Origin of the sequence: Candidatus Sphingomonas phytovorans, assembly GCA_029202385.1 — a bacterium.
In the GTDB taxonomy this organism is placed as follows: Bacteria; Pseudomonadota; Alphaproteobacteria; order Sphingomonadales; family Sphingomonadaceae; genus Sphingomonas; species Sphingomonas phytovorans.
This window is the reverse complement of record CP119314.1, coordinates 483,880-503,110: the sequence shown is the minus strand read 5'-3', so window position 1 is coordinate 503,110 and position 19,231 is coordinate 483,880. Positions and strand designations below refer to the sequence as shown.

At 64.1% G+C, this 19,231-nt stretch carries 21 protein-coding genes; 12 read left to right on the top strand and 9 right to left on the bottom strand.

Annotation, left to right across the window (positions count from 1 at the left end; all coding sequences use genetic code 11):
- The first annotated feature begins 47 nt into the window (after positions 1–47).
- A complete protein-coding gene (locus P0Y59_02420; GenBank protein WEK00568.1) occupies positions 48–512 on the top strand; it encodes a hypothetical protein in 465 nt (154 codons plus the stop codon).
- A gap of 95 nt (positions 513–607) precedes the next feature.
- The gene (locus P0Y59_02415) at positions 608–820 is read left to right on the top strand and encodes a helix-turn-helix transcriptional regulator (GenBank protein ID WEK00567.1); all 213 of its coding nucleotides are present in this window, start codon (positions 608–610) and stop codon (positions 818–820) included.
- 24 nt (positions 821–844) lie between these two features.
- Here the strand turns inward: P0Y59_02415 and P0Y59_02410 are convergent, their stop codons facing one another.
- The 5 genes from P0Y59_02410 to P0Y59_02390 all read right to left on the bottom strand — a co-directional run bounded on the left by P0Y59_02410 (position 845) and on the right by P0Y59_02390 (position 4,268).
- The gene (locus P0Y59_02410; protein WEK00566.1) at positions 845–1,285 is read right to left on the bottom strand and encodes a hypothetical protein; all 441 of its coding nucleotides are present in this window, start codon (positions 1,283–1,285) and stop codon (positions 845–847) included.
- 148 nt (positions 1,286–1,433) lie between these two features.
- The gene (locus tag P0Y59_02405; protein WEK00565.1) at positions 1,434–1,715 is read right to left on the bottom strand and encodes a DUF427 domain-containing protein; all 282 of its coding nucleotides are present in this window, start codon (positions 1,713–1,715) and stop codon (positions 1,434–1,436) included.
- 14 nt (positions 1,716–1,729) lie between these two features.
- Positions 1,730–2,080 (bottom strand): ArsC family reductase, encoded by a 351-nt coding sequence (locus P0Y59_02400; protein WEK00564.1) that lies wholly within the window; start codon positions 2,078–2,080, stop codon positions 1,730–1,732.
- Between the two features lie 5 nt (positions 2,081–2,085).
- Positions 2,086–2,517, bottom strand: a complete 432-nt coding sequence (locus P0Y59_02395; protein WEK00563.1) for a GNAT family acetyltransferase — start codon at positions 2,515–2,517, stop codon at positions 2,086–2,088.
- 104 nt (positions 2,518–2,621) lie between these two features.
- Positions 2,622–4,268 (bottom strand): peptidase S10, encoded by a 1,647-nt coding sequence (locus P0Y59_02390; GenBank protein WEK00562.1) that lies wholly within the window; start codon positions 4,266–4,268, stop codon positions 2,622–2,624.
- A gap of 354 nt (positions 4,269–4,622) precedes the next feature.
- Here P0Y59_02390 and P0Y59_02385 point away from each other — a divergent pair, with 354 nt between their 5' ends.
- On the top strand, positions 4,623–5,795 hold the full coding sequence (locus P0Y59_02385) for an FAD-binding oxidoreductase (protein WEK00561.1): 1,173 nt from the start codon (positions 4,623–4,625) through the stop codon (positions 5,793–5,795).
- Between the two features lie 91 nt (positions 5,796–5,886).
- On the opposite strand, the gene P0Y59_02380 is transcribed toward P0Y59_02385, so the two are convergent.
- The 3 genes from P0Y59_02380 to P0Y59_02370 form a co-directional block, all read right to left on the bottom strand.
- Positions 5,887–6,369, bottom strand: coding sequence for an SRPBCC domain-containing protein (locus P0Y59_02380; GenBank protein ID WEK00560.1), 483 nt, complete (start codon positions 6,367–6,369; stop codon positions 5,887–5,889).
- On the bottom strand, positions 6,366–6,695 hold the full coding sequence (locus tag P0Y59_02375; GenBank protein ID WEK00559.1) for a metalloregulator ArsR/SmtB family transcription factor: 330 nt from the start codon (positions 6,693–6,695) through the stop codon (positions 6,366–6,368). Before P0Y59_02375 ends, P0Y59_02380 begins: the two co-directional genes overlap by 4 nt.
- A 156-nt stretch (positions 6,696–6,851) precedes the next feature.
- Positions 6,852–8,108: an amidohydrolase family protein gene (locus P0Y59_02370; GenBank protein WEK02476.1), complete on the bottom strand. Its 1,257-nt coding sequence runs from the start codon at positions 8,106–8,108 to the stop codon at positions 6,852–6,854.
- 351 nt (positions 8,109–8,459) lie between these two features.
- Between P0Y59_02370 and P0Y59_02365 the strand changes: the two genes are divergently transcribed.
- From P0Y59_02365 to P0Y59_02325, 9 genes are all read left to right on the top strand, one after another.
- The gene (locus P0Y59_02365; GenBank protein WEK00558.1) at positions 8,460–9,944 is read left to right on the top strand and encodes a GMC family oxidoreductase; all 1,485 of its coding nucleotides are present in this window, start codon (positions 8,460–8,462) and stop codon (positions 9,942–9,944) included.
- 221 nt (positions 9,945–10,165) lie between these two features.
- On the top strand, positions 10,166–10,528 hold the full coding sequence (locus P0Y59_02360; GenBank protein WEK00557.1) for a PqqD family protein: 363 nt from the start codon (positions 10,166–10,168) through the stop codon (positions 10,526–10,528).
- Between the two features lie 24 nt (positions 10,529–10,552).
- Positions 10,553–11,266 (top strand): glycosyltransferase family A protein, encoded by a 714-nt coding sequence (locus tag P0Y59_02355; protein WEK00556.1) that lies wholly within the window; start codon positions 10,553–10,555, stop codon positions 11,264–11,266.
- Entirely contained in the window at positions 11,263–12,222 is a 960-nt protein-coding gene (locus tag P0Y59_02350; GenBank protein ID WEK00555.1) for a hypothetical protein, read from the top strand. Before P0Y59_02355 ends, P0Y59_02350 begins: the two co-directional genes overlap by 4 nt.
- On the top strand, positions 12,219–13,403 hold the full coding sequence (locus tag P0Y59_02345; GenBank protein WEK00554.1) for a nucleotidyltransferase family protein: 1,185 nt from the start codon (positions 12,219–12,221) through the stop codon (positions 13,401–13,403). Before P0Y59_02350 ends, P0Y59_02345 begins: the two co-directional genes overlap by 4 nt.
- Positions 13,400–14,242: a hypothetical protein gene (locus tag P0Y59_02340; protein ID WEK00553.1), complete on the top strand. Its 843-nt coding sequence runs from the start codon at positions 13,400–13,402 to the stop codon at positions 14,240–14,242. The genes P0Y59_02345 and P0Y59_02340 overlap by 4 nt, the downstream gene beginning before the upstream one ends.
- Positions 14,242–15,999, top strand: a complete 1,758-nt coding sequence (locus P0Y59_02335; protein WEK02475.1) for an ABC transporter ATP-binding protein — start codon at positions 14,242–14,244, stop codon at positions 15,997–15,999. The genes P0Y59_02340 and P0Y59_02335 overlap by 1 nt, the downstream gene beginning before the upstream one ends.
- Positions 15,996–16,739, top strand: a complete 744-nt coding sequence (locus P0Y59_02330) for a class I SAM-dependent methyltransferase (GenBank protein WEK00552.1) — start codon at positions 15,996–15,998, stop codon at positions 16,737–16,739. Before P0Y59_02335 ends, P0Y59_02330 begins: the two co-directional genes overlap by 4 nt.
- A gap of 24 nt (positions 16,740–16,763) precedes the next feature.
- The gene (locus P0Y59_02325; GenBank protein WEK00551.1) at positions 16,764–17,483 is read left to right on the top strand and encodes a hypothetical protein; all 720 of its coding nucleotides are present in this window, start codon (positions 16,764–16,766) and stop codon (positions 17,481–17,483) included.
- Between the two features lie 182 nt (positions 17,484–17,665).
- On the opposite strand, the gene guaA is transcribed toward P0Y59_02325, so the two are convergent.
- Positions 17,666–19,222 carry a glutamine-hydrolyzing GMP synthase gene (guaA, locus tag P0Y59_02320; protein WEK00550.1) on the bottom strand — a complete coding sequence of 519 codons (1,557 nt, stop codon included), beginning with the start codon at positions 19,220–19,222 and terminating at the stop codon, positions 17,666–17,668.
- Positions 19,223–19,231: the final 9 nt, after the last annotated feature.

The window sequence follows — 19,231 nt, the reverse complement described above, 5'->3', positions numbered from 1 at the left end:
AAATATTCTATACATTATGTCACATTGATTTGACGCTGGAGGATCAGATGGCGTTTCGGGAAAGGATGATGTGGGGATCGGTCATGGCGACGGTCGTGATCTGGGGCTGGTATTTCCGGGGATTCGTGCGGGCGATCGAAGGACCGAGCTTCAATGTCGGCACGGAGTTGGGTAATTTCATCCTCGCGGTGATCGCGCTGACCGTGGTCCAGATCGTGGTGGCAATCATATTGTCGATCATGTCCCCGAAAGAGGCCGGCGCGCCGGCAGACGACCGGGACCGGGAATTCGCGCTGCTGGCCTATCGACCTGCCTTCATCACGCTGAGCGCGCTGGTGGCGACCCTTACCGTGGTCGCGCCGCTGACCATTGCCACCGCGCCGGCCTGGCTGGCCGGCAAGCCGGACACGCTGGTACCGATCGTGATCAGCAACGTGCTGCTGCTGGCGCTCGTGCTCGCCGAACTGGTGCGTGCCGGCACCTTGCTGTTTCTCTATCGCCGGGGGAGTTGAGATGACGAGGCAATCGAGCATGAACGGCGCGGGCGTGGTGCTGCGGCACGGCGCCGTCAACGTTGCCCGCAACCTTGCCCGTCGCCAGGACCAGCATGGCTAGCACCCCGATCGCCAACCAGATCCGCACCCTGCGCTTCATGGCGGGGGAGATGACCCAGGCCGATCTCGGCGCGCGCATCGGGATGACGCGGCAAACGATCGCCGCGATCGAAGCCGGGAAATACTCCCCGTCGCTCGAGGCAGCGTTCCGTATCGCCCGGGTGTTCGGCAAGCCGCTCGACGAGGTGTTCCAGTGGGAGGAGTGACATCCTCCCACCCGGCATTGGCCTTCAGGGGCGCAGATATTCCCGCTTCTTCGCGAACCCGGCGAACCAGATCGAGAAGACACCGATCACGATGATCAGGATCGGGAAGGGCAACACCATGCCTGCTCCCTTGTGCGCGATGATATCGGTGGCGGCGAAGAGATAACCGAACTGGATGACCGTCGCGACCAGCGAGACGATGAAAAGAATCCCGACTGCGCGCGATCGGGTCAGAAGGCCGATCGCGCCGAGCAGACCCGTGATGACCGCGAGGGCGAAAAGATAATTATACCAGCCGGGCAGGCTTGCGTAGAGCGCGACATCATATTCAGTCGCTGGTCCCATCGCTTCGGGACCGTGGATGAACTGCATATAGCAGAAATAGCAGCCGATCGCATTCCACAGCGCGAGTATGCCGCCAACGACATAGTACCAAACAGGTGGCTGTTCGCCGTCTTCTGTCATGACCTGCTCCCCTCCATTGGTGAGGCGGAGATGGTGCGCCTTTTATGCTGAAATGGCAATATTTTGAACTGAATCGGACCTAGTTGAAGAGGCATCCGGAAAGCTTCGCAATCATTCGCGAGGAAGAACAAGCGAGCGCAATATTTCCCTATTCGACCGTCACGCCCTTCCAGAACGCGAACCGCCCCCTGATCTCGGCCGCAGCGGGCAAGGGATCGGGATAGAACCAGACCGCGTCCGGATTGCGCTTTCCATCGACGACGATCGACTTGTAGCTCGCCTCTCCCTTCCATGGGCAACGAGTACGCGATGCGCTTGCCTCGAGCAGCGCTTCATTGACGCTTTCTGGCGGGAAATAGTGATTGCCCTCGACCACCACCGTATCATCGGATTCGGCGATGACCGCCCCGTTCCAGCGCGCGGTCGGCATGATCGGTCCTCCTGCTATCCAAGCCCTGCCATATCATAGGTGTCCGGCTTGAACCCGACCAGCAGCTTGCTGCCGGTATCAAGCACCGGGCGCTTGATCATCGACGGGTTGGCCAACATCAGCGCGATCGCCTTGTCTTCCCCGATATCCGCCTTGTCGGCGTCGGAGAGCGCGCGGAAAGTGGTCCCGGCGCGGTTGAGCAGCACTTCCCAGCCCACCTGCCCTGCCCAGCGGCGCACGGTCGCCTCGTCGATCCCTGCTTTTTTATAGTCGTGAAAATCATAAGCGACACCATGCGCGTCGAGCCAGGTCCAGGCCTTCTTCATCGTGTCGCAATTCTTGATGCCGTAGAGCGTCGCCGCCATTGCCTTCAATCCTTCAGGAATTTGCCGAGCGTCACGACCTTTTGCCGTTCGAGCCCGAGTGCTTCGTAGAAACCGAGCGCGGCGTGATTGTCGTCGCGCACCATGAGCTGGATCTTGGGAGCGCCCCGAGCGCGGAGCCAGACCTCCGCCGAATCCATCAACGTGCGCCCTAGGCCGTTCCGACGATGATCGGGCGCCACCGCCACATAATAGACCCAGCCACGATGTCCGTCGAAACCGACCATGACCGAGCCGGCAAGCACCCGTTCCTGCTCCACCACCAGGATCGTCGAGGTCGGGCCGGCGACCGCCTGGGCGAAATCCGCCTGTGGGTCGTTCCATGGGCGGGTAAGGCCACAGGCTTGCCAAAGCGCGATGATCGCGGGCGCGTCCGTGGAGATCGCTTCGCGCAGGGTGAGTTCGAGGCGTTCCGACATGATCGCGCTGTCGCTCAGCCGGCAACGTCGCGCAAGCTTTCACAGGATACCGGACGGCGGGGTGATGCGCTGCAAAGCCAGCGCATCACCCCGCCGCCACCGGTTCAATTCGCCACCGGGCTCGTTTCCGCCGCGCTGTTCGTTGGCGGAACGGGCGGCGTTGCGGAGCGGGCGTCGCTGACCGCCTCGTCGTACCAGCGCGACAGATCGATCTTCATCTGGCGCAACGCAGCCGGGTTCAGATAGGTCATGTGACCGGCGGGATAATAAGTGAATTGCAGGTTCGCCTGCTGCGACCTTTCAAGCATCATGTGCCCCAGGTCGTTTTCGGTCCCGAAGAATGGCGTCGCCATGTCGTAATAGCCGTTCATCGACAGCACCTTGAGGTACGGGTTGCTCCGCATCGCAGCACCCAGGTCGACGGCGGTGTTGGGGTTGTTCTGGCCCTGGCCACGGCCGGGCCCCTCATGCTTCCAGTTCCAGGTGAAACCAGCCGCATCGCGCGCGGAGAGGCGATAGGGCAAGTCGGTCTTGTAGCCGAGCGTGGTCGAGAGATAATCGTGGAATGAGGCGATGTACGCACCCGAGATCGCGTCGGACGATGCGTCAGTCTCCGGCCGCTCGCCCGCCGCGTCGGTATCGATGCCGGTGTAACGCGAGTCGAACCGGCCAACCGTCCGCGCCTCCCCGCGCAGCAATTCCTTCTGGAACCGAGCCAGGTCGATCCGGAGGTTCGCGCGCTTGATGAATTCGGGAGACAGGCCGATCAACTGGCTCATCTGATCGGCGACCTGATCGCGCTCTGCGTCCGAAATCGACTGCCCCTTGGCAAGCGCGGACATATAGGGTCCCGTGGCAAAGGCCCGCGCCCGTGCAACGATCGTGGCGACGTCGGCAGGCCGGTTCTGCAGCCGGTTATGATACCAGGCGGTCGCTGCATAGCTGGGCAGGTAGTTGAGATAGACCTGGTCGAGCCCCGGCTGGCGATAGCCATAGTTCATGATCGACGACAGCAGCACGACGCCGTTCAACGCCATGCCGCGATCCTGCAACTGATAAGCGAGCGCGCCCGAGCGCAAGGTCCCATAGCTTTCGCCAAGCAGGAATTTCGGGCTCATCCAGCGGCCATATTTGGTGACGTACCGGATGATCCCCTTGGCGAAGGCATCGACGTCCTCGTCGACACCGTAGAACTGGGCAGGCTTCATATCACCCAGCGGGCGCGAATAACCGGTACCGATCGCATCGAGAAAGACGAGATCGGTCTTGTCGAGCAGCGAATCCGGATTGGGGCCGACATCATAGGGCGCAGGCCGGATGAATTCGGGATTGGTCGTACGAAGACGGATCGGCGCGAACGACCCCATGCGAAGCCAGAAGGATGGGCTGCCCGGCCCACCATTGTAGAGGAAGGTGACCGGTCGTTTCGTCCCCGGCTTCACCCCATCGAGCGTATAGGCGGTGTAGAACATCGAGGCGGTCGGCTTCCCCTCGATATCGCGGATCGTCAGCGTGCCGGCCGAAGCGGTATAAGCGTAGCGACGCCCCTCGATGGTGACGGCATCGCGATGAGTCGTCTCTGTTTCGGCGACGGGCGCGTTGGCCCAGGCTGCCTCCGCCTCGTTCTTCATCTTGTCGGCATTGGATGTGGCTGCACTCTTGTCGCGCGCGGGACTGTCCTGCGCTGCGCTCGCGGCAGGAGCGAGGATGACGCCGGCGGCAAGAACAAGCGCGAGAGGCTTATTGGTCACGAAGAACTCCCATGTTGTACGAATGACGACATTTCTTCCCGGTTAAATCGCGTGATGCAATCCCCGGGCCGCTAAAATCGACGTCGGATCGAACCTGTGGCCGATCGCGCGTGACTCTTCCGATTTCGCCGAAACGAACGGTGCCCGAATTGGTGGGCCGCGTTTCTGATGACGGGTACATGGAGCCAATTAAGCCTCCCGGTAGTTCGTAGTCATGGACTTCGCGATCCGGTGACGCGCTATCTCCGCCGATACCGTGCCACCACCTCCCCCGCCGCCTGACGATACGACTTTTCGGAGACATATGTGGACCTCACCGAACGCCGGAATCTTCGTGGCGGCCATCCATGCTGGGTGGCGATCGACGATAACACCCTCACTTCCGACCCCGTTCCTTCGGGCAGCGTCGACATCGCTATTGTCGGCGCGGGTGTCATGGGAGCGATGCTGGGAGAGCGATTGTCAGGCGAAGGCCGTCGCGTGCTGCTCCTCGACCGCCGACCGCCCGCCCATGGCAGCACGGCCGCGTCCACAGCGCTGGTGATGTGGGCAGCCGATGTCCCCCTGACCCGGTTGGCCGGGACGATCGGCATGGCGGAAGCCGCACGACGCTGGCGGCGCGTGTTCGCGGCGGTGGAGAGACTGGCAGCACATATAGACGATGCAGAGATCGAATGCGGGCGGATCGACCGACCCGAATTATATCTGGCTGGAACGTTGCTCGATGAGCAGGCACTCCGGGCAGAAGCTGAGGCGCGGCGGGCTGCGGGCTTGCCATCCGACTATCTCGATGCCGCGACGGTGGCCGCGCGGTTCGATATCGCGCCCCGCGCCGCGCTGCTCTCGGCCGGAAGCTATGAGGTCGATCCGGTTCGGCTAGCGCTCGGCCTGCTCGCCAGGGCGCGAGCGCGTGGCGCCACGGCCTGTTTTCCATTCGACGTGGCGCGCATCGAGCAAACAGGCTGTGGATCAGTGTTGCACGGCACCGATGGGCAACGGATCGAGGCGGAAACCGTGATCCTCGCACCGGGATACGAGCGCGCCGTCTGGTTCCTGCCCGCCGCCTTCACCGTCGGATCGAGCTATGCGATCGCGACGCCGCCCGGGCGCGCACCGCTATGGCGGGAGAATGCGATGATCTGGGAAGCATCCTCGCCCTATCTCTATACACGGGCCACCGCGGACGGCCGGGTGATCGCCGGTGGCGAGGATGAGGATTTCGACGACGCCCGGCAACGCGATGCCCTGATCCAAGCCAAGCGCGGTAGGATCAGCGTAAAGCTGGCGGCGATGATCGCGGCCGAGGACATTACGGTGGACTGCGCATGGGCGGCAGCATTCGGATCATCGCCTGACGGGCTGCCGGCAATCGGGCGGGCGCGGAGCCATGACAATCTGTGGCTGGCGAGCGGGTTCGGTGGAAACGGCGTGAGCTTTGCCGCGCTGGGAACCGAGCTGATCGCGGCGGAGCTTGCCGGAGCGGCTGATCAGGATGCGGAATGCTTCGATCCGTATCGGTTCGGCTAACCCTGCCCTCCATCGGCGGCATCATGGTGAAGATTGGAAGCGCGCGATCTTCCTTCCCATTCAGCGGAAGCTGTCGGCCCGATCCGTCCCCTCACGAGTCCGCGTCACCGGCGAGCTGAGCCATCGTCGGCACCACCTTCTTCCAACCCTGGCTCATCGTGGAGAAGGCGCGCTCGTTCTTCGGTAGCTCGAAGCCCGAGTGAACCATGTGGACGCGGGTGCCGTCCCCAGCCGGGGTGAGCGTCCAGGTGACGATCGTGTCGAGTGGCGAGCCATAGCCCGCATTGCCCTCGTGCCCGCCCTTCCAGGCGAAGGCGAGGCGTTGATTTTCCACGACCTCGAGCACCTGACAATTGATGACGCCGTCCCATTCACCAGCAGGGGTGGTCCGGAAGGTGAAGCGGGTGCCCTCCACCGGCTCGAACCCGGTCGGCACCATCAGCCAGCGGCCCATGGCGGAGCCGTCAGTCAGTGTTTTCCAGATCGTCTCCGGCGCATGGGGAAAGACCTCGTCGATGACGATATCATAGGTTTCGGCCCGGGATTCCGGCGCCTTCGGCATAGCCTGATTCATGGATCGATTTCCTTCAGGAGGGAGCGGAGATCAGCGAAGCGGTCGCGCCAGAAGACACCATAATGGTCCATCCAGTCGACCAGTGGGGCAAGGCCATCGGGCCGGGCGCTGTAATAGACGTTGCGCCCCTCGGGACGCTCGGCGACGAGGCCGGCTTGCTTGAGCGACTTTAGATGCTGGGAAATGGCACCCTGAGTGACGCCACTGCCTTTGGTCAGGTCGGCGACGGTGATCTCTTTTGCATTGACGACACGTTCGAAGATGCCGCGCCGCGTCGGATCGGCCAGCGTGCGCATGACGGTGGTGATGGCGACGGCTTCGAGCATGGACAAATCATTAGCCAAGACTAATGCATTAGTCAATGCTAATGCATTAGCCGTGATCCACACTCATACTGCCTGGGGAAGAGTGGATGCCGGGATGAGTCCGGCATGATCGAATTCATGGAGGCGCACTTCGGAAAACTCAGCGGAATAAATGGGTTATCTGACCAGCTTGCCGCCCTTCATGACATGATCGATCTTTTCGAGAAGCGCGATATCAGCGAGCGGATCGCCCTTCACGGCGACCATGTCGGCATAGTGGCCGGGCGAGACGGCACCTACGTCAACCGACTTGCCCATCAACGCCGCGGCGCTGGTCGTCGCTGACTGGATTGCCTGCATCGGCGTCATGCCGAAACGGACCATGTAGCTGAACTGCCGCGCATTCATGCCGTGCGGATAGACCCCCGCATCGGTGCCATAGGCGATCTTCACGCCCGCCCGCACCGCCTTGCGGAACCCCTCGCGCTGGGCGTCGGTCGTTTCGGTATTCTTGCGCAGGATCTCGGCGGACCATCCGTCGCGCCTGCCGACCTGGTCGATATAGTCGCCATTATAGATATCCATCACCAGCCAGACGCCCTTTGCTTTCGCCAGCGCGATACCCTCGTCGTCGATCAGCGAGGCATGTTCGATCGAGCGAACGCCAGCGCGGATCGCCAGCTTGATGCCCTCAGCACCATGGGCATGGGCAGTCGCGTAGCTGCCGTTGCGGGCAGCCTCGGCGACGGCGGCATGCATCTCCTCCTCGGTCAGTTCGGGCGCACCGGGCTCGGTACCGGCGGCGAGCACGGCGCCGGTCGCGATCAGCTTCAGGAAATCGGCGCCATTCTGAAAGAGGCGGCGCGCCTTGACCGTCATGTCGGCAGGGCCGGTGACCACACCCATGCGCATGATCGCCGGGACCTCGACATCCGGGGCCATGCCGGTGACTTCACCACCGCCACCGGGAACAGTGAGGTAGGCGCCGGCGACACTCATTCTCGGCCCTTCGACCAGCCCTCTGTCGATCGCGTTGCGCAGCGAAACGTCACCAAATGCGCGGAACGTGCCGACGTCGCGGACGCTGGTGAAGCCAGCCGCGAGCGTATCGCGGGCATGCTTCGCGCCGAGCAGCGCGATATCGGCACCCGAATGCAACAGGGGTTCGGCGACATTGGCCGACTGTTCCGTGTCGACGAGATGAGTGTGCATATCGATCAGGCCGGGCAGCACGGTGTAGCCGCTCCAGTCGGTTACCACCGCGCCCGTCGGTGGCGGCGCCCAGGGTGTCACGGCTGTTACGCGACCATCGTCGATACGAACAAGCCGGTCGGTAAGGACCAGCCCCTTCTCGGTGTCGATCAGCTCTCCGGCACGGACATAGAGCGTCTCGGCCATGACCGGCGATGCCGCCAGCACGGCTGACGCCGCCATACCGAAGATGCGCGCAATCAACCCGGACGCCATCATTCCCTCCCGATCCTCATCGACCCGGTCGTTGTCTCCGGTTGTTGAACGATCGTCAAACAGGAATTCGAGGCCGTCGCCCATTCCGCCGAGACTTGTCCGATGTCGTTCTGGTCAGGGGACAGCGAAAAGCAACGCGAGCATATCCCCGTGCTTCAGGACCGAACCATCGACGAACATTCAGCCATTCCCAATTCAAGGAACCAGTTCGGCTGCAACTCCGTAAATACATCTGCCGTTCGAAATGTTAAAAATGCTCTGAAAATCGACCAGCTTTGCACGACACTCTATCTTCACGATATCTTGTGGTGAGGTCATATGATCAGAGACGGCAGGGACATCCCCAACGGCACCGTAATTTCGAGCCAGGTATGCATTATCGGATCGGGCCCGGCGGGAATTACCGCAGCGTGGCATCTGCAAAAAGCGGGACTGAAAGTCACCCTGATCGAGGGAAGCCGCGATTACCGCGCTGCCGGTGACAATTTCCAGGCGAGCTGGCCGGACAAGACCCTGCTCTATGACGGGATATCCGACGGCCTGTTCACCTCCAACGAGCCCCAGTTCCTGATCCAGCCCTATTCAGGGCAGACCAACAGCGCCTGGGAGCGCGAGCGCATCTATGGAGGCACCTCCGCGCATTGGGGCGGCCAGTCCCGGCCACTCGACCCGATCGATTTCGAGGCGCGCCCGGGCTTTCCCGGCTGGCCGATCAGCCGCGCTGACCTCGACTCCTATTATGCGAAGGCAGCCGCGTTCTGCGTGCTCCATGCCGATAATTTCAGCGCCGAATATTGGGCCGACATCCTCGGAGCGGAAGTTCCCGGCCTCGCCGGTTTCGACACCGAAATGTACCAGTTCATGGGTCAGAATTATCTGAATTTCTCAACCCGGACGTTCGACGGCATCACCATCGGGGAAAGCGCGGCCGACGTGATCCTGAACGCCAGCCTGCTCGATATCGACCATAGCCGGGGCGCTGTGCAGTCAGTTCGCGTGGCCAGCATGAATGTCCGGACAACCCCGCAAAAGGCGACCGAATTCACCATCAAGGCCGATGTCTTCGTGCTGGCATGCGGCGCCGTCGCCAACGCCCGCCAGCTCCTGCTCTCGAATGCCGGCAACGATCATGACCAGGTCGGGCGCTATTTCATGTGCCACCCGCTTTCGGCCAACGGCGTCGTCCGTATTACGCGACCCTATCTCACCGCGGGCCAGACGAGGCTGATGGAAGGCGACACCCTCTCCGGCGCGCGCCCGGTGAGGTGGCAGGACCAGAATGGAGTGACGGTGACGGGCAGGTTTTCCCCCAGCGCCGACCAGCAACGCGCGCTGGGCATCGGCAGCTGCTGGTTCTGGGCCGGCGGCGGCCAATATTATTTCGAGATGGCCCCGAATCCCGACAGCCGCGTCACGCTCGCCGATTCGCTCGACAAGGTCTTCGGCCAGCGGCAGACCCATATCACATGGCAGCTCAGCCAAAGGGACGAGACGACCTACACCCAGTCGACCCAGTTGTTCAAAACCGCCGTCAACGGCCTGAACGGCGATGTCTATTATCCCTCATGGGAAAGCGTGAAGGGCCAGCTAATCGTCAACGGTCACCATATCGGAACGACGCGCATGTCGGCCGACCCAACCCAGGGCGTGGTCGACGCTAACCTGAAGGTGCACTCACTCGACAATCTCTATGTCGCCGGCTCCTCCGTCTTTCCATCGACCGGAATCTCCAATCCGACCTTCACGATCATCACGCTTTCGATCCGGCTGGCCGAGCACCTGCGCAGCAGGGTAGGCAAGTAGCGCCACCTGCCATCGGGCGCATAGCTATCCGGCCTTGCCCCGCCGGCCTGCCCTACGCCACGCTCCCGTCAGCCAGTCGGGGCGACCATTGACGGCACCTCATCGAATTGACTTTCGCCCCTTCGATTCGTAGGGAAGCGAACAGCTTTACAAGCAGCTCCGACCCCTTAAATATTGAAAGACCGCAGGTGCAATTCTGCCCAATCTCTATAGCGACCCACGTGGCCGGCAAGGTAATGGATGGAGAATTAGTCGCCATCAACCTGCAGAACGGACTCTATTATTCTTCCAATGAAGTGGGGGCCTTCATCTGGGAAGCCATTGCAGATGGAGATAATCTTGATACGATCGTCAGAAATATTACCGCAAGCTGCGATGTATTGAGTGAAGATGTCGCCCACGACGTCCGTACCTTCATTGCGCATCTGATCGAAATCGGCCTGCTGGAGCCAACCGGCGAGGCCACTCCGCCACGAAATCCGGTCGGGCGTGCGCCCGGTTTCGTGACCTACGCACCGCCCAGCCTGCTCGCCTTCGACGACATGGAACAGGCCTTTGCCCTCGATCCGCCACTGCGGGCCTGACCCGGACGGGCTCAGGATACCGTCGTGACTGATCGCAGCCCGAGCGCGCGTGTTTCTTGCATCGTTCCGGTGCACAATGGCGCGACCTTCCTCGCGCAAGCATTAACCAGTATTCTGCACCAGCGCGGAGCTGAGCTCGACGTCATCGTCGTAGATGACGGATCGTCGGATGCGTCAGGCGCTATCGCTGCCGGCTTCGATGGGGTCCGCGTGCACCGGCAAGCGCAGGCGGGCGTCGCGGCTGCGCGCAATGCCGGCGTCGTGCTGGCGCGTGGGGATTTCATTGCCTTTCTCGATGCGGACGACCTATGGCTGCCCGGCAAGATCGCGGCCCAACTTGCGGCGCTCGAAGCTGACCCGGCAGCCGATTACAGCCTGACCCTCGTACGCCACATCGCCATGGACGGGGAAAAGCCGGGACCACTCGACGACAGCCCGAGGCTCGGGCGACTGATGCAATGTCTCCTCATGCGCCGTGCCGCTTTCGACCGCGTCGGCGCATTCGACACCGGCACGCTCACCCGCGCTGACCAGGACTGGTTCCTGCGCGCCGATGCGTTGAAGTTGAGACCGGCGATCGTTGAAGAGGTGCTGGCGTTACGGCGGATTCACGGATCCAACCACAGTCTGGCCAATGCAAACCAAGTCATCGACGATTTCCTGACCATCGCAAAGCGCAACCTCGACCGGCGACGCAAGGAAGGCGCGTTGCGCCCCGTGCATCACTGGTCGACATGACCGCCGATCCCGGCACCGCTTTCGCCGCCGCCTGTGCTCGCGTCCCACCGGAGACGCTAGATGTCGTCATAGCGGGTGTCGCCATCCGGATCCGCGTCGCGGGTCCTGCTCTCGCCGCGCGGCTGTTCGAACCGATCCGCCATATCGCATCAACCTGCATCGACGCCGAGGTGACGATCGAGATCGACGCCTGGAGTATCGCCGAGACCGGCGTCTCCGTTCCTTCCGGGCAGTCTCTCGAAGAGAGCGACATCGCGCGGCGGCGCCTGATCTGCGCCTTCCCGGGTGTCGATACGCTCACCCGCCTCAGCATGGCGCGCCCGTTCCAGGCCGGACTGCTGCCATTGCTGGCACGGCTGGGACGTCCGGCGGTGCATGGCGGAGTGATCGCCCGCGGATCGGGAGAACCGGGACTGTTGCTGGTCGGCCCAAACGGCAGCGGCAAATCCACGACATGTCTCGCAGCACTGCTCGCGGGTTTCCGCATGGTGGGCGAAGACTGCCTGATCGTGACGCGCGACGGCGCGCGGCATGAGGGTCATTCGATGTATCGCAGCTGTTGCCTCACCGTTCAGTCGCAGGCGATGTTCCGGCATCTCCCCGGCGACGTGCACCGGCCACTCGGAGCACCGGCGGATGCCAAGGGCGTGATGCTGCTGCCCTGCTCGGCAAACAGCGACATGATGCTGCGCGCCGCGCCGATCCGGGCGCTGGTGCTCCCGGTTCTGGGGCAAAGCGACCGGCCACGGCTGGCACGGGCCGGCACCGCCGAGACGCTCCGCCGGTTCATGCCGGGGCTGCGTTTCATGCGGCATGTCCCCTCGCAGGACCGCCGCACGCAGTACGACGCGCTCACTGCCCTGGTACACGACCTGCCGAGCTATCGCCTGGAACTGGGTGACGGCGTGGCGGGCGTGCCAGACCTGTTGTTCGATCTGGCGGATTCGCTGCGGTGACCGATCGGCCGCGATTGCGCGACTTCGGTGACGAGCCAGCGCCGGCATTGCGCGATCTCCTACGCGCGATCGCGCTCGACGCCCCTTTGACGCCCGGCGCGATCGACCTGCTCGCCAAGGCGGCAGCCCGGACTGCCGATGCCGGAATCCTGCGCCTCTTGCCGGCGCTGCGGGGCAAGCGCTGCACGGAGGAGCTTTCCAACACCATCCGAACCGACATGGAAATCCGATATCGGCGGACAGCAGCACGCTTCATGCTGTTCCAGCACGTTGCGCGACAGATCGGCATTGCCTTCGAGGGCGAGCGAATCAGCCCGTTGTTCCTCAAAGGCTTTCCGCTGGCGACGACATTCTATCCATCTCCCGCATGCCGACCGATGAGTGACCTCGACATCGCGGTGGCACCGGCCGATTATCCCAACGCCGAAGCCCTGCTGCTGAAGCTCGGCTTCGTGCCACGTGGCGAGGAAGCACAAGGCAGGGCGATCCCGGGTATCAATATCCACGCGATGGCCTTCCACCAGCCCGATCTCCGCGTCAGCGTCGACCTGCATCACCATGTGTTTGCCGCGTCGCTGTGGGAAGGCGCAGACGGCGGCCTCTGGGCAGCGGCGCAGCCGTTCGAGGCACTGGGTGCCGGAGCAGCACTCACGCTGGCACCCGAACATCATGTGCTGCACGCCTGCATCCATGGTTACGGCCGCAGCATCCATCAGCTTTCAGTGCGCTGGATGCTCGACGCTGATCTCATCCTGAAGCGGCAGGGCCGGGATTTCCGCTGGGCGCTGCTCGAAGCCGAGGCCGCGCGGCACCGTTGCGGGCGGCTGGTCGCGGCGGCACTCAGCTATCTGGCCGATCATCTCGCCAGTCCGATACCATCCGCGACTCTCGACAGCCTCGCCGCACTGCCGATGGCCGGTTTCGACCGCGCCTATTTCCGGCAATCGGCACAGCTCTCGCATTCCTCAGGCCGATCGCTCCGGCTGCGGCTGGCCTGGAACGCTTGCCAGCGCCAGGCCGGCAGGGCATTTCACACGCCCCTGCCCTTCATCACCGTGCTGGCGCGCCGATGGGGTGCGGGTTCCCCGAGCGCCTTCGCCCGGGCAATCATCCGGCGCTGGCGTGAACCGACGTTCCTGCGAGAGCGGCGCGCCCGCGGGACACGACAGGAACAGTCGTGACGCAACGGGATGCCCCGACACTTTCGGGCGACGCGGCACTGCTGCGGCTCTGTGCCGGACCACCCGGTGAGACGCGGGCGGCATGGCGAGCGTGGCTCGACGCGATGCCCGACCTGCTGGTGGACGGCGAGCCAGCCTATCCCCCGCGCTGGCGGGATGTACTGCCGATGGCGGCATGGCGGCAGCGCGACCTGGGACTGGAAGGACCGGCTTGGCTGTTGCGCCGCCTGCGCACTGCATGGGTGCTTGAGGAGCGGCGCCTCGCCGCCGTTCGGGAGACAGTCGCCGACGTGATCGCCGAGCCGGCATTGGCACCGGGATATCCGCTTGCGGTCGGTGGGCTGGCATTGGGCGAGACGCTCTATCCCCATCCGGTATGTCGCCACACCGGACTCCAAACGCTGATGCTACGGGCGGGCACCAGACTGATGCCGATCGCGGCGGCGTTGCAGGCCAAGGGCTATCGCATCCGGCGCGCCGGCTGGCGCGCGCGCCACTTACCGTTTCGCCCGGTCGCAAGCATCTGGCTGCAGTCCCCCAGCGGGTTCCAGGTGATGCTGCTCAGCGTGCCCGCCTGGCGACGCTGGCATCCGCTGGCACATGCCAGCCTGATGCGCGACGCCGAATGGGTGCAGGCCGGGACACTGCGCTTCCGGGTGCCATCGCGCCGCGCGGCACGGGCCCTCGCCGCGCAAGGCCTTGGCCGTGAGCAAGGCACCGGCAACCTGATGGCGGCGGTCGACGTCGCGTTGCTTGGCGCCGATGAGGCCGACGCAGGATCGGCGTGGTGCGTCGCCCCTGGTCACCAGGGTGACAGCGCCGTGGAGCGCGTCGCGTGATGCGATCGTGGGAGCGCGCCTGGGGCGACATCGGGCGGCTCGCGCATCTCGTGCGCACGCTGCAACAGGGGCGATCGCTATGGTCACTGGCGGTTCTGCCGGTGCTGATGGCCGTGCGCGGCCTCCTCGAAGCGGTGTCGCTAAGCGTCCTGGTATTGCTCGTCGTCGCGGCCGCCAACACGGAGATGAACACGTCGCAGTCGCGCCTGCCGGCGCTGACCGGGTGGCTCGTCACCATGCCGGTCAGCCATCGACTGACGGCGCTCGGTGTGCTGATCGTGGCGCTGATGATCGTCAAGAATGCGCTGCACTGGACGATCGCACGGATGCGCTCTCGTTTTGCGCGCGGCTGGCTTGGCGCGCTGGCCCGGCAGCTCTATAGTCGGCACCTGGCCGAAGCAATGGATCGCCGGGCGGATCACGATCCCGTGGCGGGATCGATCCGCGCGACCGACAGCGCGGTGCGCGTGGTCAACACCTATCTGCTGGCGGTCGCTGACGGCTTGGGCGAGACGTGCGTGGTCGCCGCGCTGCTGGCATTGTTCGCCTGGGTGGCCGGGCCATGGCCATTGCTCGCCATGGCCGTGCCCGCAGTGCTGATCTGGCTGAGCCATCGCCTGCTCACCCGCAACGCCTCCTTCTATTCGCGCTTGCGGCTCGACCGAATCGCCGCGCTGCAGCGCTGGATGCGCGACAGCAGTGCCACCAGCCGGGAAATCGGGCTCTATCGCAGTGGCGACGCGTTCGGAAAGCGCTATGCCGAACTCGCCAAGGGGTTGGCGACCGCGCTGGACCGGCAGAACCAGTCGCAGGAACTGATGCTGCCGATGGCCGAAACCGCGGGCGTGATCGGCCTGCTGTTGCTGGTCGCGGTCGAACTGCTGAGTGGGCATGTCGAGCCGGCAAGGCTGATGACCGGACTGGCGGTGAGCGTCCGTCTGCTGCCAAGCCTGAGGCGCCTCGCTTCGGTGTTGCACACCCGCAGCTTCTTCCAGTCCGACCTCGATACCGTGATGGCCGCACTGGCGGTGTCCACGCCGACGCCGGCACCGCTCGCCACGGCAGATCACGGTCCGATCGTCACCCTGTCAAACATATCGTACTCCCATAGCGCGCGCGATGAGACACACACTGCACCCCAGCAGCTCGACTCGGTCGATCTGACGCTCTCTCCATCGGTCTGGACCGCGCTGACGGGTCGTTCGGGCACCGGGAAATCGACGCTGGTCGATATTCTCCTCGGCCGTATCGTGCCGGACACGGGAGAGACCAGCTGGGCCGGCGGGACGCGCGATGGAACAGGCTATGCAGCCTCACCGGTCACGCTGATCGACACGACGCTGCGCGACAATATCGCCTTTCCCGATTCTACTGTCTGGGACGAAAGCGCGTTGCGCCAAGCCCTTGCGATCGCCCAGGCCGACGAGATCGTGGCACGGTTACCGATGGGGCTGGACCAGCCGATGCTCGCCGTGGTCGATACCCTGTCACAAGGCGAACGCCAACGCATCGGACTGGCGCGAGCGATCCTGCGCGCCGACCGGCTGCTGATCCTCGACGAAGCCACCGCCGCGCTCGACCTCGATGTCGAACGACGACTGTTCGAGGCACTACGCCAGGCACGCCCGATGCTGGCGGTGCTGTTGGTGACTCATCGGCCCGCCACGGCGGCGCATGCCGACCGGATACTGCTGCTGGCGGACGGGCGGTTGAGCGAGCAAGCCGCTCTCTGGCGTGTCAACGAGACGATACCGTGAGACCTCTGACAACCGGTATCAGCACTGTCCGCGCGCTGGCGAAGCGAGTGCCTGGTGTCCGGCCGCTCGCCGGCCTTCTCCGCACAGCGGCCGACAGCGCGCTGCGCGAGGAACGACGGCTGGTCCGCGACCACTCAGACGACCTTTTCCAGCAGGGCGGCCGCAGCGCGATCGATCGCTATCCCCATCTCTTCGCCGCCCTGCGCGATCAGTTGCATGACCATCCGGCGCCTCACATCCTGTCGTTCGGCTGTTCGACCGGAGAGGAGGTACAGACGCTCCGCCATTACCTGCCAAAGGCGCGCCTGAGCGGAATCGACATCAACCGCGCCCGTCTGCGCCGCGCCCGGCGACTCCTCCCCGATCGCGGGGTTTCCCTGGTCGCTGCCCACAGCATCGAAGCCGCGGGCGGAGGAAGCTTTGACGCGATCGTCTGCCTCAGCGTGCTCCACAGGCGCGAACTGGTGCATGACTGGCCAGCCGATCCGACCGCGCACCTCAGCTTCGCGCAGTTCGAGCGCGCGGTGCTAGATTTCGATCGCCACCTCGCCACCGGGGGCTTGCTCCTCCTGTACCATACCGTCTTCCGCGTTCTGGAAACTTCGGTAGCGCCACGCTACGTGCCGCTGTTCCTAGTCGATCCGCTTTCGCTCGAGCCGTCGCGGCGTTACGACCGGAACAACCGCCGCATATTCGAACCGCGCGAGGAACGATTCGCCCTGTTTCGCAAGACCGGATGAAGCCGGCCACAACAAGGAAACCCGATGTCCGACCCGGCGGCGCGCCTGCAGATTGTCCTGTGGAAATGGCGCCATCCCCGCAAGCTGCACGTGCTGTTCGACTATTCGGCGGAGGCGGTGAACCGCCTCAGGCGCGAACTGGCCGAACATCTGACGATCCCGCACGATGTGGTGTGCATCACCGACGATCCGAAGGGGATCGATAGCGGAATTCGCGTACTGCCTTTGTGGGACGATGCCGCCGCGCTCGGCGGGTGCTGGCGACGGCTGCGCGCATTCGCGCCCGACATGGCGGAACTGATCGGCCCACGCTTCGCCTGGATCGACCTCGACAGCACCATTCTGGGCTCGATGGACGCGATCCTTTCGCGGACTGAGGACATCGTTCTCTATCGCTCGAATTCGATCGAAGGCACGCCGTACAACGGCTCGATGCTGTTGATGACGGCGGGCGCGCGACCGCGGGTGTGGCGCGATTTCGACGCCGAGCGATCACCCCAGATCACCCGGGCGGCAGGACTCAACGGCACCGACCAGGCCTGGTTTGGCCATGTTCTGGGGGCCGATGAGGCGGTCTGGACCGCCAAGGATGGCGTAATGCATTTCGTGCGGGATTGCGTGCCGGACCTTCCGCCGCAATCGCGCATCGTGTTCTTCCCCGGCGTACAGAAGATGCACATGCCGAACGCCCGCCGCCACGCACCCTGGATTGACGAAAAGCGACGAATGACGGGCACAAGTTAGGCCCTCAAGCATCGGATCATCATCCGGCAGGCGGTTATGAGACCCATATGGTCGGCCTGCGCGCCGACCGAACAGTCCCGGCCGATCACGATCAGCTCAACTGTCGATCAGATCGTCACGCTCAAGATCCGGCGAGCGCCGCCGGTCGAGCAGGCTGCTCAGGCCGATAGTTGCGCCACCCGTCACTCCCACTCGATCGTGCCGGGCGGCTTCGACGTATAGTCATAGGTCACGCGGTTGATGCCCTTCACCTCGTTCACGATCCGGGTCGCGACGCGGGGGAGGAAATCGCCGGGGAACTGGAAGGCGACCGCGGTCATCCCGTCGGTCGAGGTCACCGCCCGGAGGGCCAGGACATTGTCGTAGGTCCGGCCATCGCCCATCACGCCGACGCTACGCACCGGCAGCAGCACCGCAAAGGCCTGCCAGATGGTGTCATAAAGGCCCGCATTGCGGATCTCCTCGAGATAGATGGCGTCGGCCTTGCGCAGGATGTCGCAGCGCTCCTTGGTCACCTCGCCGGGGATGCGGATGGCGAGGCCCGGGCCGGGGAACGGGTGCCGGCCGACGAAGATCTCGGGCAGGCCGAGCTCTCTGCCGAGCGCCCGGACTTCGTCCTTGAACAGTTCGCGCAGCGGCTCGACCAGCTTCATGTTCATGCGTTCGGGCAGGCCGCCGACATTGTGGTGGCTTTTGATCGTCACCGACGGGCCGCCGGTGAAGCTCACGCTTTCGATCACGTCGGGATAGAGCGTGCCCTGCGCCAGGAAATCGGCGCCGCCGATCTTGCGCGCCTCCTCCTCGAACAGGTCGATGAACGCGCCGCCGATGAACTTGCGCTTCTTCTCGGGGTCGGTGAGGCCAGCAAGCCCGCCCAGAAACTGCTCCTCCGCGTTCACATGGACAAGCGGAATATTATAGTGGTTGCGGAACAGGGTGACGACCTGGTCCGCCTCACCGGTACGCATCAGGCCGTGGTCGACGAAGACGCAGGTGAGCTGCTCGCCGATCGCCTCATGGATCAGCACCGCCGCCACCGCTGAATCGACGCCGCCCGACAGGCCGCAGATCACTTTGCCCTTGCCGACCTGGGCGCGGATATCCGCGATCTTGGCGGCGCGGAATTCGGCCATGGTCCATTCGCCGGAAAGGCCGCAGACATGGCGGGCGAAGTTCGCGATCAGCTTCGCGCCGTCCGGCGTGTGCACGACCTCGGGGTGGAACTGCATCGCGTAATAATGGCGCTCGTCGTCAGCGATGATCGCATAGGGCGCGCCCTTGCTCGCGGCGACGGGGCGGAACCCTGGGGCGAGCGCCGTGACCTTGTCGCCATGGCTCATCCAGACCTGGTGGTTCTCGCCTTCGCTCCATAGTCCGTCGAAAAGCGCGCAGCTGTCAGCGACCTCGATCACCGCACTGCCGAACTCGCCACTGTCGCCCAGGGTGACCGTGCCGCCAAGCTGCGCCATCAGCACCTGCTGGCCGTAGCAGATGCCCATGATCGGCAGGCCGCTGTCGAGGATTTCCTGCGGAATGCGCGGGCTCCCCTCTTCAAGCACCGACGCGGGGCTGCCAGAGAGGATGATGCCCTTCGGCTGCATCCGGGCGAACGCCTCGGAGGCGGAATTGAAGGGGGCGATCTCGCTATAGACCCCCGCTTCACGGACGCGGCGGGCGATGAGCTGAGTCACCTGGCTGCCGAAATCGACGATGAGGATCGAGTCGCTGGGCTGTGTCATGCGGCCAGA

Excerpts from the sequence above, each read along its gene's own strand:
- P0Y59_02420 (WEK00568.1), top strand. The coding sequence starts at position 48 with ATGGCGTTTCGGGAAAGGATGATGTGGGGATCGGTCATGGCGACGGTC.
- P0Y59_02415 (WEK00567.1), top strand. The coding sequence starts at position 608 with ATGGCTAGCACCCCGATCGCCAACCAGATCCGCACCCTGCGCTTCATG.
- P0Y59_02410 (WEK00566.1), bottom strand. The coding sequence starts at position 1,285 with ATGACAGAAGACGGCGAACAGCCACCTGTTTGGTACTATGTCGTTGGC.
- P0Y59_02405 (WEK00565.1), bottom strand. The coding sequence starts at position 1,715 with ATGCCGACCGCGCGCTGGAACGGGGCGGTCATCGCCGAATCCGATGAT.
- P0Y59_02400 (WEK00564.1), bottom strand. The coding sequence starts at position 2,080 with ATGGCGGCGACGCTCTACGGCATCAAGAATTGCGACACGATGAAGAAG.
- P0Y59_02395 (WEK00563.1), bottom strand. The coding sequence starts at position 2,517 with ATGTCGGAACGCCTCGAACTCACCCTGCGCGAAGCGATCTCCACGGAC.
- P0Y59_02380 (WEK00560.1), bottom strand. The coding sequence starts at position 6,369 with ATGAATCAGGCTATGCCGAAGGCGCCGGAATCCCGGGCCGAAACCTAT.
- P0Y59_02375 (WEK00559.1), bottom strand. The coding sequence starts at position 6,695 with ATGCTCGAAGCCGTCGCCATCACCACCGTCATGCGCACGCTGGCCGAT.
- P0Y59_02370 (WEK02476.1), bottom strand. The coding sequence starts at position 8,108 with ATGGCGGCGTCAGCCGTGCTGGCGGCATCGCCGGTCATGGCCGAGACG.
- P0Y59_02365 (WEK00558.1), top strand. The coding sequence starts at position 8,460 with ATGATCAGAGACGGCAGGGACATCCCCAACGGCACCGTAATTTCGAGC.
- P0Y59_02350 (WEK00555.1), top strand. The coding sequence starts at position 11,263 with ATGACCGCCGATCCCGGCACCGCTTTCGCCGCCGCCTGTGCTCGCGTC.
- P0Y59_02335 (WEK02475.1), top strand. The coding sequence starts at position 14,242 with ATGCGATCGTGGGAGCGCGCCTGGGGCGACATCGGGCGGCTCGCGCAT.
- P0Y59_02325 (WEK00551.1), top strand. The coding sequence starts at position 16,764 with ATGTCCGACCCGGCGGCGCGCCTGCAGATTGTCCTGTGGAAATGGCGC.
- guaA (WEK00550.1), bottom strand. The coding sequence starts at position 19,222 with ATGACACAGCCCAGCGACTCGATCCTCATCGTCGATTTCGGCAGCCAG.